This is a genomic window from Devosia sp. T2-14 (assembly GCF_055397495.1).
The window spans coordinates 2,812,137-2,826,529 of record NZ_AP027921.1 but is presented as its reverse complement, the minus strand read 5'-3'; the positions used below and the strand labels follow the sequence as shown (position 1 = coordinate 2,826,529).

The 14,393-nt window shown below is 60.5% G+C and carries 14 protein-coding genes; 2 read left to right on the top strand and 12 right to left on the bottom strand.

Features of this window, described 5'->3' with window-relative positions:
* Window positions 1–12 precede the first annotated feature (12 nt).
* Window positions 13–1,353: a homoserine dehydrogenase gene (locus ACZ5WT_RS13735; RefSeq protein WP_464287213.1), complete on the bottom strand. Its 1,341-nt coding sequence runs from the start codon at window positions 1,351–1,353 to the stop codon at window positions 13–15.
* Between the two features lie 334 nt (window positions 1,354–1,687).
* On the bottom strand, window positions 1,688–2,902 hold the full coding sequence (locus tag ACZ5WT_RS13730) for an LL-diaminopimelate aminotransferase (protein ID WP_464284350.1): 1,215 nt from the start codon (window positions 2,900–2,902) through the stop codon (window positions 1,688–1,690).
* 414 nt (window positions 2,903–3,316) lie between these two features.
* Between ACZ5WT_RS13730 and ACZ5WT_RS13725 the strand changes: the two genes are divergently transcribed.
* On the top strand, window positions 3,317–4,633 hold the full coding sequence (locus ACZ5WT_RS13725; RefSeq protein WP_464284349.1) for a glycosyltransferase: 1,317 nt from the start codon (window positions 3,317–3,319) through the stop codon (window positions 4,631–4,633).
* 6 nt (window positions 4,634–4,639) lie between these two features.
* Here ACZ5WT_RS13725 and ACZ5WT_RS13720 read toward each other — a convergent pair whose 3' ends face one another.
* The 8 genes from ACZ5WT_RS13720 to ACZ5WT_RS13685 form a co-directional block, all read right to left on the bottom strand.
* A complete protein-coding gene (locus ACZ5WT_RS13720) occupies window positions 4,640–5,296 on the bottom strand; it encodes an SdpI family protein (protein WP_464284348.1) in 657 nt (218 codons plus the stop codon).
* A complete protein-coding gene (locus ACZ5WT_RS13715) occupies window positions 5,283–5,561 on the bottom strand; it encodes a metalloregulator ArsR/SmtB family transcription factor (RefSeq protein ID WP_464284347.1) in 279 nt (92 codons plus the stop codon). Before ACZ5WT_RS13715 ends, ACZ5WT_RS13720 begins: the two co-directional genes overlap by 14 nt.
* Before the next feature lie 180 nt (window positions 5,562–5,741).
* Window positions 5,742–6,098, bottom strand: coding sequence for a VOC family protein (locus ACZ5WT_RS13710; RefSeq protein ID WP_464284346.1), 357 nt, complete (start codon window positions 6,096–6,098; stop codon window positions 5,742–5,744).
* 144 nt (window positions 6,099–6,242) lie between these two features.
* Window positions 6,243–7,616 (bottom strand): dicarboxylate/amino acid:cation symporter, encoded by a 1,374-nt coding sequence (locus tag ACZ5WT_RS13705; RefSeq protein ID WP_464284345.1) that lies wholly within the window; start codon window positions 7,614–7,616, stop codon window positions 6,243–6,245.
* 174 nt (window positions 7,617–7,790) lie between these two features.
* Window positions 7,791–8,429, bottom strand: coding sequence for an SdpI family protein (locus ACZ5WT_RS13700; protein WP_464284344.1), 639 nt, complete (start codon window positions 8,427–8,429; stop codon window positions 7,791–7,793).
* 152 nt (window positions 8,430–8,581) lie between these two features.
* The gene (rpsI, locus tag ACZ5WT_RS13695; RefSeq protein WP_464284343.1) at window positions 8,582–9,061 is read right to left on the bottom strand and encodes a 30S ribosomal protein S9; all 480 of its coding nucleotides are present in this window, start codon (window positions 9,059–9,061) and stop codon (window positions 8,582–8,584) included.
* A gap of 1 nt (window position 9,062) precedes the next feature.
* Complete coding sequence (rplM, locus tag ACZ5WT_RS13690; RefSeq protein WP_464284342.1) at window positions 9,063–9,527, bottom strand: 50S ribosomal protein L13; 465 nt, start codon at window positions 9,525–9,527, stop codon at window positions 9,063–9,065.
* A gap of 150 nt (window positions 9,528–9,677) precedes the next feature.
* Window positions 9,678–10,754 (bottom strand): COX15/CtaA family protein, encoded by a 1,077-nt coding sequence (locus ACZ5WT_RS13685; RefSeq protein ID WP_464284341.1) that lies wholly within the window; start codon window positions 10,752–10,754, stop codon window positions 9,678–9,680.
* Between the two features lie 80 nt (window positions 10,755–10,834).
* Between ACZ5WT_RS13685 and ACZ5WT_RS13680 the strand changes: the two genes are divergently transcribed.
* On the top strand, window positions 10,835–11,047 hold the full coding sequence (locus ACZ5WT_RS13680) for a DUF2842 domain-containing protein (RefSeq protein WP_464284340.1): 213 nt from the start codon (window positions 10,835–10,837) through the stop codon (window positions 11,045–11,047).
* On the opposite strand, the gene ACZ5WT_RS13675 is transcribed toward ACZ5WT_RS13680, so the two are convergent.
* Both ACZ5WT_RS13675 and ACZ5WT_RS13670 read right to left on the bottom strand, forming a co-directional pair.
* Window positions 11,044–12,084, bottom strand: a complete 1,041-nt coding sequence (locus ACZ5WT_RS13675) for a polysaccharide deacetylase family protein (protein ID WP_464284339.1) — start codon at window positions 12,082–12,084, stop codon at window positions 11,044–11,046. The genes ACZ5WT_RS13680 and ACZ5WT_RS13675 overlap by 4 nt on opposite strands.
* A gap of 11 nt (window positions 12,085–12,095) precedes the next feature.
* The gene (locus ACZ5WT_RS13670) at window positions 12,096–14,387 is read right to left on the bottom strand and encodes a GumC family protein (RefSeq protein WP_464284338.1); all 2,292 of its coding nucleotides are present in this window, start codon (window positions 14,385–14,387) and stop codon (window positions 12,096–12,098) included.
* Between the last annotated feature and the right edge of the window lie 6 nt (window positions 14,388–14,393).

Genomic DNA, 14,393 nt, shown 5'->3' with positions numbered 1-14,393 from the left:
GCCCCGCAGGGACTAGAGCCTTTCGATCCGGATCAATTGCGGTTCGCCGACGATAAACCCGTCGGCCGCGATCTGCGCAAGCGATTCACGTACCGATGATTCCAAAGTCTGCTGGGTGATCATAACAACAGTGCGGGTCGGCGAACCGTCCGGCGCCACTGCCTTAGCGCTCAAATCCGACCGCTGGATGACACTGTCGATCGAGATACCGCGCTCGCCCATACGCGTTGCTATCGCCGCAAGCGCGCCGGGTACATCCTTCGCGTTGAGACGGATGTAGTAGCCGCCGTCATGCGGGCGCATTGGCGCCTGCTTGTAGGGCAGCAGTTCTTCGCTCGGCATGCCCAGCGGCGGAACGCGGGTGCCGCGCGCGATATCGAGAATATCCGACAGCACCGAAGCAGCCGTCGGCGGACCGCCGGCGCCCGGGCCGGCCAGCAGCAGTTCATGCACGTGGTCAGTTTCGAGCGCGACGGCGTTCATCACGCCATCGACGCCGGCAATGGCGCTGCCCTTGGGCACAAAAGTGGGGTGAACCCGCTGCTCGATGCCCTCTTCGGTGCACTGCGCAATGCCGAGCAGTTTGATCTTGTAGCCCAGCTCAGCCGCAACTTTGATGTCGTGCTGCGTGATCCGCGAAATGCCCTCGACGCGGATCTGGTCGGGTGCAATCTCGTAGCCAAAGCAAAGCGTCGCGAGGATCGAGAGTTTGTGGGCGGTATCATAGCCCTCAACGTCGAAGGTCGGATCGGCTTCGGCGTAGCCGAGCGCCTGTGCGTCCTTCAGGCAATCGCCGAAGCTGATGTCCTCGTTGCCCATGCGGGTGAGGATATAGTTGCAGGTGCCGTTCATGATGCCGAACACCTTGGCAATGCTGGCAGAACCCAGCCCCTCGCGCAGGGTCTTAATCACTGGGATGCCGCCAGCCACGGCCGCTTCAAAGCCGAGCTGCGCACCAGACGCTTCCGCCATCTTGGCGAGAAGAACGCCGTGCTTTGCCAGCAGGGCCTTGTTCGCCGTTACGACGGGGCGACCAATTTCGAGCGCAGCCTTCACTGCGGCGAAGGCCGGACCGTCTTCGCCGCCGATCAACTCGACGAACAGATCAATCCCGTCGGATTTGGCGAGGGCAACAGGATCGTCGAACCACTCAAGTCCAGAAATATCAATGCCGCGGTCGCGGGAACGCGAGCGCGCGGCAACAGCCGTCACAACGACCTGGCGGCCAAGTTTTCGCGTCAGTTCGGGCGCATCTTTCTGCAGGATGCGAACAAGCGTCGCGCCGACATTGCCCAAACCAGCCACGCCGATGCGCAGCGGCTGCAGCGCTTCGCCGTCGCCAAATTCCTGCATGGCCTTCAGAATGCGTGTGCGCGTATCCGAACGCGGCTCTCGGCCTTCGCGCAGGTCAAAAACGAACAGGGGATCCCCGGCCACGGTGCGTCCGAACCTCGTTGGGGTCCAGCCACGGGCTGCGATGAAGGATTCTACGGCTTGGCGGAAAGATGCGATGTCACTCATGGTGGCGCCATCTGCATAGGATTTCGCCTAGCCGTCAATAGGAGTTTGTAAGAACTCACATTTCGGCAACAAAAAGCGCCACTTGCCAAAGAAAGGGGGCGGCAAGCTAATACATGCTCCCGCCCCATCGCCCTCCCCAAGGAGGGCCTTAGCTTTTCGGCTGGCCTTAGCCCACCAGCGGCACGACGTTACCCGAACCGGTCTTGGAGCCGAGCAGCTTCTTGATGTTGCGTGCGGCCTGGCGGATGCGCTGTTCGTTCTCCACGAAGGCGAGGCGGATATACTGATCGCCGTACTCACCGAACCCAACGCCCGGCGCCACGCCAACACCAGTCTCCTGGATAAGGAGCTTGGCGAATTCGAGCGAACCAAGATGAGCGAACTGAGCCGGAATGGGTGCCCAGGCGAACATGGTGGCCTTCGGCACCGGAATGTCCCAGCCCGAGCGGGCGAAGCTCTCAACCATCACATCGCGGCGATGCTTGTAGACCTTGCGTACTTCCTCGATCACGTCGTCAGAACCATTCAGCGCCGCCGTTGCCGCCACCTGGATCGGGGTGAACGCACCGTAATCGAGATACGACTTAACACGCGCCAGAGCGGCAATAAGTCGTTCGTTGCCGACGGCGAAGCCAACGCGCCAGCCGGGCATGGAGTAGGTCTTGGACATCGAGGTGAATTCGACGGTGATGTCGATTGCGCCCGGCACCTGCAGCACGGATGGCGGGGGAGCGTCCTCATCAAAATAGATCTCGGAATAGGCGAGATCGGACAGGATGAAGATGTCATGCGCCTTACAATACTTCACGACCTCGGCATAAAAATCGAGATCGGCGGTATAGGCGGTCGGGTTGGCCGGGTAGTTCAGCACCAAGGCGATTGGCTTGGGAATCGAGTGCCGCACAGCGCGGTCGAGCGAGCGCATGAAGTCTTCGTTCGGGTCGGCCGGCATGGAGCGCACGACGCCGCCGCTCATGATGAAACCGAACGAGTGAATTGGATAGGTCGGGTTTGGCACCAGCACCACGTCGCCGGGAGCGGTGATGGCCGATGCCATATTGGCGAAGCCTTCCTTGGAGCCCAGCGTTGCGACAATCTGTGTGTCGGGGTTCAGCTTCACACCGAAGCGACGACCATAGTAGCTCGCCTGAGCCTTGCGCAGACCCGGAATGCCGCGCGAGGTGGAATAGCGGTGCGTGCGCGAATCCTTGACCGTTTCCTGCAGCTTTTCAACGATATGCTGGGGCGTCGGCATGTCCGGATTGCCCATGCCGAGGTCGATGATATCAACGCCTTCCGCACGGGCCTTGGCCTTCAGCGGATCAATATGGGCAAACACGTAAGGGGGAAGACGGCGGATTTTGTGGAAGTCTGCGCTCATGATTTCCTCGACAGCCCCCTCAGGGACCTGGACTGGCCGCGACGCGCTAATACGCGCTACGCCTCTCTTTGAGGCCGTGATTATCGCGGAATTGTGGTTGTGAACGGGTTAAGTGACCCTCATTTCGGGGTCATTATCGTGTTCGGCTCTTCCCGGCCCGGCTGGGCCATGCGGGAAGAGCTAGCGGGCGTTTGCCGCGGCCACGATGGCAGACGCAGCCACTGCACTACCGGCGAGCGAGGCTCCAACCTTGGTAACAGTGTACAGAGACTGCATGTCCCTTGCCCTTCAGACATGATTTTTGTAAGGAAATCGCTATCGACAGGCCGTTCATAAATCCTCCTCAGGGTATTGTAAATGGTCCGAAGGAAGCCAACCTTCGGCTCAGGAACGGCGTATGGTGAGGTTAAGACTTTGAAGCGTATTGCCCTTGTCACGATCGGCACGCAAGGCGACGTTCAACCCTATCTGGCCTTGGCGATCGCGCTCAAGGAACGCGGCTACTCCGTTGTGCTCGGGGCTTCCGAGGAATTCCAGGGAATGGTGGAAGGCTACGGGATCGAGTTCCACACGCTGGGACCGTCGATTCAATCCTTCCTGAATCAGCAGCGTTTTGAGAATGCGATGAGCCAGTCGATGCTCATCAACGGCCCTTCCCTGCTCCGGCAGGGTCAGCAGATCGTCGACACTGCAGCGCGCCATGCCTGGAACATGTGCCAGGGCGCGGACATGCTGATCCTCAACATGAATACGAGTTTCGGCATCGACATTGCCGAGGCGCTGCATATTCCCGCCATCATGGTGGCGCTGCAGCCCCTGAACTCGACCAGCGAATTCCCGCTCTGCATCTATTACGGCGCCGATTTCGGTCCAGCCTTCAACAAGCTGACCTATACGGCGATGACGGTGCAGCAGATCTATTACAACCTGCCGCGCAACAAACTGCGCCGAGAATTGATGGGCCTTGATGCCCGCAAGAAGGGTGGTTTCTTCCGCAACACGGACGGCACCCCCCTCACGACTCTTTATGCCTATTCGCCTGTCGTCTCCCCGCGCCCGCGGGATTGGCCAAAAAGCGCCATCGTCACTGGCTATTGGCAGCTCAAGGATCGGACCGACTGGCAGCCTTCGCCGGAGTTCCAGAAATTCCTCGCCGAGGGTGAGGCGCCGGTCTACATCGGATTCGGCTCGATGCCCTTCGGCGCAGAGCGCAACACCAAGATTCTCAAGGAAGCCGTCGAGATGTGGGGCGGTCGAGCCGTCGTCGCGCGCGGCTGGGGCGGCATCAATCCGCATGACTTACCGGAGTCGATCTTCGCGATCGAGAAAGCGCCGCACGACAAGCTGTTCAAGTATGTCTCGGCCGTGGTGCACCACGGCGGCGCGGGCACGACTTCTGCCGGCCTGCATCTGGGCCGGCCGACCTTTGTCGTGCCGCAGATTGTCGATCAGCCCTATTGGGGCCGCCGGGTCTTTGAGCTTGGTTGCGGCCCCAAGCCTGTCCGCCTGCGCAAACTGACGTCGGAAATCCTGGCTGGTGCATTGGCCGACCTGTCGACCAATGAATCGTATCGCCGCAATGCCGGCGAAATCGCCGAAAAGCTGCACGGCGAAGACGGCGCAGAAAAGGCCATCAAGATCATCGAGCGTGTGATGAACAACTATGTTCCGCGCACGCCCAAGGCCAAGAAGCCCAAGAAGGACAAGCCTGCACTCAAGCTGGTCGGCTGAGAGGGCCTAGGCCCCCTCGCCTCGCGACAGTCGATAGCTGTAGATTGCACCCACCAGCGTGGGCACGATGGCCCCCGCCAGCACAGTTGCGAGCAACACCATTGGATGGCCCGTGAGCAAAGCGGCGACAACCATCAGCACGCCACCAAGCAGCATCAGCATTCCCACCAGGCGGTTGGTTGCCTGCCAATTGGCGGCACTTTTGAGCGTCCACGGCAAGCGGACACCGGAAAGCATGTTGGGTTGAGACTTGGGCAGGACATTGCCCAGCACCACAAACATCACCCCGACGCCCAGAACGATCATCCGCACCATGTCGACCTGGTGCCCAAGCCCGATCAGAACGGTGCTGGCCTGGATGACGTTCGCCAGCCCCAGAATGACAGGGACGACCACCAGCAGCCCGCTGCGCGCGCCGGCAACGCGGTCGCTCGGCGATTTCTTGGCCGCTACGACGATGAGACAGACAACCAGCGCAGCAATGCCGGGCAGCATCACCAAGGCGCCGTCGCGTGGCATGAACCTGTCCGCCTGTCCCGTCGGCCCCCAATGAACCGGCAGGATGGTATCGGCGGGGATCAGCACGAAGCCGGTAATGGTCGCTAGTACAAGGACAAGAGCCAGGGCAATCGTAAGAGGGGTAAGGAATTCACGCATTGTCATCGGACTGCTCCCTGAGCGACAAGACATCCGCCAGTGCCTGCTCGAGCACGGACGTATTGAGGTGATAGATCAGGCTCGTACCCTGCCGCTCGACGGCCACCAGTTCGGCCTCCTTAAGCTTGGCAAAATGCACGGATAGCGTCGGTCGGCTGATGTCGAAGTGATCAGCCAGCTCCCCTGCCTTCATTGGCCCACCCTTGAGCAAGGCCAGAACCTTGCGCCTCACCGGATGGGACAGCGCTTCAAAAACGGCATTAATACTCAAGAAGACTGACCTTATTTCGTTGTTTCACTAATTATCCAATGCGCTAATTAGCGTCAAGGCGAAATATGAAACCTCGTTGCACGAGCGTCTCGCCCGTACCCCAACGACACCACCAGGATAGTCCCACGCCCGCACGAGACGTCCTGGCGGTGATGGCTGGCCGGCTGGCCGGATGCCCACTCAGGCCGGCGCGTGGCAGACCACTTCGATATTGTTCCCATCGGGATCGAGCACGAAGGCAGCGTAGTAATTTGGCGCGTAGTCGCGCTCACCGGGTGCGCCATTGTCAGTGCCACCCTGCAGCAGCGCCGCCGCGTGAACGGCATCAACGGCTGCACGGTCGGCAGCGGCGAATGCCACATGCATGCTTGAGGTCGTTGCCGCCTCGCTGATGCAAAAATCCGGGTTGTCCCGGCCGAGACCGATGGCGCCTGGAAACTCCATGACGACCCCGTAGCCGAGTGGCGCCAGGACTGCCTTGTAGAAGGCGGTCATCTTCTCCATCTGCGTGGTGCGCAAACCAATATGATCGAACATGAATCTCTCCGGATCGTTTGGGCGTGAATGCCAGAGCAACCTTGGGCATGGGCCTGCTGACAGGCGGCGTCAGGAAACCTTCTGCCCCAAACAAAAAGGGGAGGCTTTCGCCTCCCCTCTCAAATCCGAACTATGGTCCCGCTATCAGGCTGGGACAGCCTCGGCCCGCTCATCGAGCGCTTCGATGCTCTCGCCGCGATCGTAGGTGGCCTGATCAAGGATACCTTCGCGCTTGGCGACGATGGTCGGCACCAATGCCTGGCCAGCCACGTTGACTGCGGTACGGCCCATGTCGAGGATTGGATCGACAGCAAGCAGCAGACCAACGCCTTCCAGCGGCAGACCCAGGGTCGACAGGGTCAGCGTCAGCATCACGGTCGCGCCGGTGAGACCGGCGGTTGCCGCCGAACCAATGACTGACACGAAGACGATCAGCAGGTATTCCTGGATGCCGAGCTGGATGCCGAAGAACTGGGCAACGAAAATCGCCGAGATCGCCGGGTAGATAGCCGCGCAACCGTCCATCTTGGTGGTGGCGCCGAGCGGCACAGCGAAGGCAGCATATTCACGCGGCACGCCAAGATTTTGTTCCGTGACGCGTTCGGTCAGCGGCAGCGTGCCGATGGACGAGCGGGAGACGAAAGCCAGCTGGATGGCGGGCCAGGCACTCTGGAAGTAGCGGATCGGGTTGAGGCCATGGGCCTGCAGAAGCACCGGGTACACAACGAAGAGCACCAATGCGAGGCCGATGTAGATGGCGGCCGAGTACCAGCCGAGCTGAGCCAGAGCATCCCAGCCATAGACGGCCACGGCGTTGCCGAGCAGACCGATCGTACCGATCGGGGTCAGGCGGATCACCCACCACAGGATCTTATGGATGATCTTGAGGAAGGAGCGATTGAACGCCAGGAACGGATCGGCGGCGGCGCCAACCTTGAGCGCTGCAATACCGACCACGATCGAGACGACTAGGATCTGCAGCACATTGAAGTTGAGGCTGGTGGTCGCACCGCTATCGGATACGCGGGTGGAAGCCTGCAGACCGAGAATGTTGGACGGGATCAGACCCTTGAGGAAGTCGAGCCAAGACCCGCTCGACGACGGAGCGCGCGCGGCTTCCGCGGCGACAGCGGTGTTGAGGCCAGGCTGGATGATCAGCCCAAGCGCGATGCCGATTGCCACGGCAATCAGAGCAGTGATCGCAAACCAGAGCAGCGTCTGCCAAACCAGTTTCGCGGCGTTGTTGAGCTCACGAAGGTTGGCAATCGAGGCCACGATGGCGGTGAAGACCAGCACGGGCACCAGCGCGCGGAGCAGCGAAACGAAGCTGGAGCCGATGGTGGCGAGGGTCTGCGTCAGCCAATTGGCTGCGCCGGAGGCATCTGGCCCCATGGTGCGGGCGATAAAGCCCAGGATGAGGCCGACGACCATGGCGGCGAGCACCTGGAAGCCAAAGGACCTATAGAACGGCTTGGGCGCGCTGGGCGTCCGGGCTGCGGATACAGTAGTTGGTGACATTTTCTGACCTGTCTTGCATCGAGGCTGCACAAAAGACCGGCGAAACGCCTCGAAATTAGTCAGACGATACTATCGATGGAAAATTTTTGCGGCGTACGGAATTGCGTATCCAGCTTCGCCCGGAAAAATTCCTGTCGGACTGTCTCCCTTTTGGCAAAATCATGCCCGGACTGATCAGCGACCAATGAAGGGGATGGTCGCCAGTACCGCCACCAGCACCGGCATGACGAGCGCCGCAACGAGAGACACCACGGTGATTCCGATGCCAGCGTCGAACCATGTCAGCGCAAGCAGGCAAATCCCCGCCAGCCCACACGACATGCCTGTTGAACGGTGCACCACGCGCCAGCCCAGGTCGGACTTGATCGGCCAGGGCATGCGCAATCCCGCATAGGTATGGCGCTCGGCCTCAAACAGCACGATGCCGATGAGGATCAATACGCATCCCAGCCCCAACCCGGTAAAGCGGACCAAGTCGAGGTCTGACCCGATACCGGCAAACAGCAGGCCTAACTGAACCGCCGCCACAACACTCATTACCAACGTCAGCGCAGGATCGAGAATGTGCTGGGATTTGGAGAACTGGTTTTTGGTGAGCAGGCGTCCGAGCACATAAAAGGCCGCCAGCAGCAGTACTTGAACCACGGGGGCGACGACCAGCGCCACATCGCGCGGCCACAGCCAATCGGGCGTGCTCCCTGCCCAATGAGCGGGAAATGTGTAGTCAGCCGGAATGCGAAAGAAACCGACACCGGTGATGGCGAGCGTCACGGTGAGCAACAGCAGGTGAAAACGGGTGACGAGGCTTTTCATGGCATTGGCTTCACTGCGTCATTCCCGCCTATGCGGAAATCTCCCTTGGGATCACCGCAAAGGAAGAGCCCGCTGACGCGAATGTAGGAAGAGCGGGGCAAAAAGAAAGGGCCGGTTTCCCGGCCCTCTCCCTAAATCTGTCGTTCTGAAACTTAGCGCTTCGAGAACTGGAACGAACGACGGGCCTTTGCCTTGCCGTACTTCTTGCGTTCGACGACGCGGCTGTCGCGGGTCAGGAAGCCACCCTTCTTGAGGATCGGACGCAGGCCCGGCTCGAAGTAGTTCAGCGCCTTGGAGATACCGTGACGAACGGCACCAGCCTGGCCCGAGAGACCGCCGCCGGCAACGGTAACGTTGACGTCGTACTGGTCGAGACGGTCAGTGGCAACGATCGGCTGCTTGACAATCAGCTGCAGCACGGGACGTGCGAAATAGGTAGCGAACTCGCGGCCATTGATGACCAGCTTGCCCTTGCCCGGCTTGATCCAGACGCGAGCAACGGCGTTCTTGCGCTTGCCAGTTGCATAGGCACGGCCCTGCGCGTCCAGCTTCTGCTCGTGGAGCGGTGCTGCGTTGGCAGGAGCGACGGCCGAGGTGCCGAGTTCTTCGAGGGAGTTGATGGTTTCGGCCATATTACTTCACCCGCGCATTCTTGGTGTTCATCGCAGCAACGTCCAGCGTGGCCGGGTTCTGCGCTTCATGGGGATGCTCAGCGCCGGCATAGACGCGGAGGTTCTTCAGCTGCGCACGGGTCAGCGGACCGCCCGGCATCATGCGACGAACGGCGTTTTCAAGAACGCGCTCGGGGAAACGACCCTCGAGGATCTGACGGGCAGAACGGTCCTTGATGCCGCCGGGGTGACCGGTGTGCCAGTAGAACTTGTGCTGGTCCAGCTTGCGACCGGTCAGCTTCACCTTGTCTGCATTGATGACGATGATGTTGTCACCCATGTCCATGTGAGGCGTGAAGGTCGGCTTGTGCTTGCCGCGCAGACGCGAAGCGATGATCGAAGCAACACGACCCACAACGAGGCCGTCGGCATCGATGAGGATCCACTTCTTTTCGATCTCGCTCGGTTTTGCCGAGTAAGTGCTCATGTTTGAATTCCCTAGATAATTGGGGCTTTGCAGCCTTCATCCAAGGAAGAAAGCGGCTTGTTCGACGGCTCCACTAAGGCAGGAATCGGGAGCCGTCAAGCACCAAGAATAAACGCTGTTATTTCAATGACTTGCGGATGCGGTATTATACTACCGCGCGCCAAGTGCCTTGGTTTTGGTCATGTCTGCCAGGTAGGCGCAGATGGAAGCAGCCAGGATGAAGGCCAGGCCCTGATGCCCGACTGCCAGATCGATGTTGATCATAGACAGCAGCGTCGCGATGCCAAGGCACACCTGTGCCACCACGAGGACGGCAATGACGCCCAGCCAGCGGTGAACGCCGCCCAGCCCTGCCCTGCGCATCTGCAGCACCAGCATCACGAAGGTCACAATGGTAATAAGATAGGCCAGCATGCGGTGATTGAACTGCACGGTCATGCCGTGCTCGAAAATGCTCAGCCAGGCCGGATCATGAGCACCCAGACCATCGGGGATGAACTTGCCTTCCATCAGCGGCCAGGTGTTGTAGCCCATGCCCGCATCGATGCCAGCGACGAACGCCCCAGCGGCCACCTGCACCACCAGCATGATCAGCAAAACGGCAGTCGACCAGATGTGGCCACCGGTGACCTCGCCAACGGTCTCCTGCGGTCGCATGCGGCGTGCCACCCAGACCAGTGCCAGCAGCAGCATCAAAGCAGCGCTGAGATGGGCCGCCAGGCGATACTGGGACACCGACGTCAGTTCGGTCAGGCCGGACGATACCATCCACCAGCCCAGGAAGCCCTGGAACCCGCCGAGCAGGAACAGCCCAGCCAAGGGCAAGACCATGTCGCGGGTCAAACGACGCTGGGCCAGGAAAATAACAAACGGAATCGCAAAAACGAAACCAAGGATGCGACCAAGGAAGCGATGGCCCCACTCCCACCAGAAAATGCCCTTGAAGTCCTCGATGGTCATCCAGTGGTTGAACACTTCATACTGCGGGATCAGCTTATAGCCGGCGAACTCGGCCAGCCAATCCGCTTCCGTCAGCGGTGGGATGATACCGGAAATCGGGCGCCAGGTCGTGATCGACAGGCCCGACCCCGTCAGTCGCGTCATACCGCCGACCATCACCATGGCAAGCACCATGGCGGCCATGGCATAAAGCCAGATCCTCACCGGGCGAAGTCGGTCAACGACATAGCTGGTGGAACTCATTGCGGTATCTTGGACTGTGGTCACGGCTGTTTTCCCGGTGTCGGTGGGCGTCGGGGATGTGGTATGCCCCCAGGACTTACCTCGCAATAGGCGCGATGCCGCACATGACCCAGCGTAACCGCAAGTTTTTCGGCGTATTGTTGATCCTGGGCTCGATCGTGGCCTGGCTCAGCATCTTTACGTCAATCTATCTGGCATTCCCGCCCGATCTGCCGATCTGGATCCTGATGCCCTACTTCATCGTTGCGGGCATGGGGTGGCTCTTCCCGGCCATGGCGATCATCCGCTGGATGGCTCGTCCCGACACCAACAGCTAACCGGTCAGCCTGCCCATGGCGCTGAACACAGCGCCGGTAGCAAAAACATCGACATAACGACGTTCTTGAAAGTAGCCATTCAGCGAAATGCGCGGCAGGGCATGCGGCCTGTCGGCATGATGGGCATAAAGCCCGCCCGGGCGGGTCGTCACCGCCGAGCGGAAGCCGAGCTCCCGGGCCAGTTCAAACTCCCGTTCGCCGGCCGATAGCGGACCGCCCAGAGGGTAGGAGAAGTGCGCAGGCCGCTCCCCGAACTGCGCCAGAATAATGTCTGCCGATTGAGATATCTCGCGGCGCGCCTGCTCCAATGGGAGCTTGGCCAACTCATAGTGATGCACGGTATGCGCACCGATGGTGCAGAGCGGGTTGTCTGCGAATAGCCGCAGCTCCTGCCAGTCCATAATCAGGTCACGGCATTGCTTGGAAAGGTCATAGCCATAGGCGGTCGCAAAGCTGGCAACCAACTCAACGCGCTCCGATTCAGGCATCTTGCGCATCTGCCAATAGAGCGCGTTGAACGCCTGCTGCTTCTGCGCTGTTGACCGGGTGTCGACATAGTCGGATTCCCCGCCCGCGGTGAGTGCGATGGCGTCTTGCCGGGCGATGATGTCCTCGATTGCCTGCCACCACAACTCCCCTACCCCGTCAACCAGCGCCGTAGGCACATAGATCGTAAAGGGGGCCTCCTGCCGTTGCAGGATGGGCAGCGCATGGTGCAAATTGTCCTTGTAGGCGTCATCGAAGGTCAGAACGACAAATTGCCGGCCAGCAACCGGCGCCGCCAGCCGCTCCAGCGCTTCATCAAGGCTGACGATGTCGAGCCCGAGGTCGCGTACCCGCTCGATGACATATTCCAGGAAATCGGGACGCACCTGGAGGATTGCATTGGGCGAGAACGCGGCCGGCGCGGCCGGGAGCACCCGATGCAGCGTGAAGATCACGCCGCGTGAGCCCGAGAGGGAGCGGATCAATCCGGGCAGCCTCGACAGCCACAAGGCTTCGAACACGGCCCGGATTGCTGCGTACTTTGCTGACATGACCGGGCGGATCAGGCGGCAACGCGCGGAGCAGCGGCGATTTCGCAGCGTTCGAACCCGGCATCAAGCAGGCGCTCACGAGTCTCTGCGACGTCTTCGATTTCGTCTTCGTCGCCAGCAACCAGCACCAGGCGGCCTTCGAGTTCATCGAACAATGCTAGGTTGGACGAAATGCCAACGACGCCCGTCGTCACCACGACCACCTCATAGATATCGCCAAGCGCCTCGACCAGCGTCATAGGCTTGGTGGAGTTGCGGGCAATTGCACGCGTCTGCCCCCATGGCACTTCGGCAAATCGGTTGTCGGTCGACTTGTGCACCACGTCGCCAAATCGGGCGACATCGGCGGTGAGATCGGTCAGGCCCAGCTCATCACTGACCTTGCCGCTACCGGCATCAACCAGCGCCACGCTGAGGCCACGGCGGAGGGCTTCAGCGACCAGGTCTTCCGCCAGCACGGCGCAATCTTCATGCAAGCGATGAGCTGCAAGAATCAGGCGGTTGGTTCGCCCCAGCACGAGATCGGAGAGAAGATCAGCCAGTTCGAGAACCTGGGGCGTTTCAGACTCATGGCCTGCAGCACGGGGCACCTCGAGCGCGTTTTCCTCGACCTCAACTTCCTCGTCCACAGCCTCTTCGTCCACCTCATCCCGGCTGACGGGCTCAGGTTGTGCGGACATGATTTCGGCAATTGCTTCACGCGCGCTTGCGGCGTCAATCATATGGATGATCGGCTCGGAGGTCGGCGCGAAGATGGATTCATCCTGCGCTTCCGGCGCCTCCGCTACCACCGGCTCTTCACCTTCGTAGGTCTCCGTCTCGGCCGTTTCCACCTGCTGATCCAGTTCGGCTTCCTCTTCGACATAAGGCAGTTCTTCGAGTTCATCCTGCGGCCGCTCGGGGATGCGACCAGGAATGATGGCCCGTCCGGAAATCAATTCGCCAAAGATAACGAGACCAACCTGCCCGGCCAACGCCACGATCGCGACAGCCATCAGGATTAATTGGGTCTTGGGCGATGCGGGTGACACAGCCGGCGCGGCGAGGCTGACCACGCGAACATCCGGGAAGGCAGAGCTTGAATCCGTGCGCGACATGGCTTCGCTGTAGCGTTGCAGATAGCTTTCCAGCAGATCGCGCTGCGCCTTGGCCTCGCGCTGCAACCCATCAAGCGTCACGGTGTCCTGCGTGGCGGTGGAAGCAGAACCCTTGGCACGTACGAGATCCGCCTGAAGCGAGGCCTCGACGCCAGCTTCAATCTGCGCCTCAGCTTCCAGAGCATCAGCAACGCGGCGACCTTCGAGCGCGATCTGGTTATCAAGCTCGGCAATTTGGGCGGTCAGCGCCCGGATGGCTGGATGATTATTGAGAAGCGTCGCGGAGCGCTGCGCCTTCTCCCCCTGAAGGCGCCCCTTTTCCTGGCTCAACTGCTGGATGACTGCAGAGTTACGCACATCGGCCACGCCATCAATCGGCTGCCCGCGCGAAATCATGCTGCGAATGAGCTCGGCGCGCGACAGCGCAGTGTTCTTGCGCTCCTGGGCTGCAGTAATCTGCGTGGCGATGGTGGACAGCTGCTGATCGAACAGGCTGGTGTTGTTGCTGCCGATGAACAGGTCGTTGTCGACTTTGAAATTAGCCACAGCCGTTTCGGCCTTGGCCACGGAGACGCGCAATTTGGCAATCTCGTCGCCCAGCCAACCCGACGCCTCGGCCGTATCAGACAGCGATAGGCCAGCACGTCGCGCCACGTGCGCATTGGCAACGGCATTCGCAATGTCGGCCGCCAGCTGCGGATCCGTTGAGCGAACCAGCACCGAGATGATGCGCGAGTCGCGCTCCTGCACCACGGTCATCCGATCGTAGAGAGTATTGAGGGCTGCGCTATCGACGCTCACAGGAACCGAGCTGCGACCTAGCAGTCGCGAGACCACGGCAAACGGCGAAATCCCGCCATCACCAGTTCCGTTGAATTCAGGAACCGAGCGCAGGTTGAGCTTGTCGATTACGGTGAGCAGGGTGTCACGGGACTTCAGCAGTTCGATCTGACTGGAAACCACGCTCGCATCGTTAGACGACGGCGGCGAAGTCTCGACCGTACCGCGAAGCACGCTGCTGCGGGGCTCGATAAGGATGGAGGCTGAGGACTCGTAAAGTCGCGGCATGAACATGAGCAGCACGAATGCAGCTGCCAACAGCAATACCGTGACAATTACAATGCGCGGCAGACGACGCACGACAGCGCCAAGCACCGCCCCAACATCGATCCGAGCGTCACGCACGTCTTGCGACTCAAACGCCATGATTTT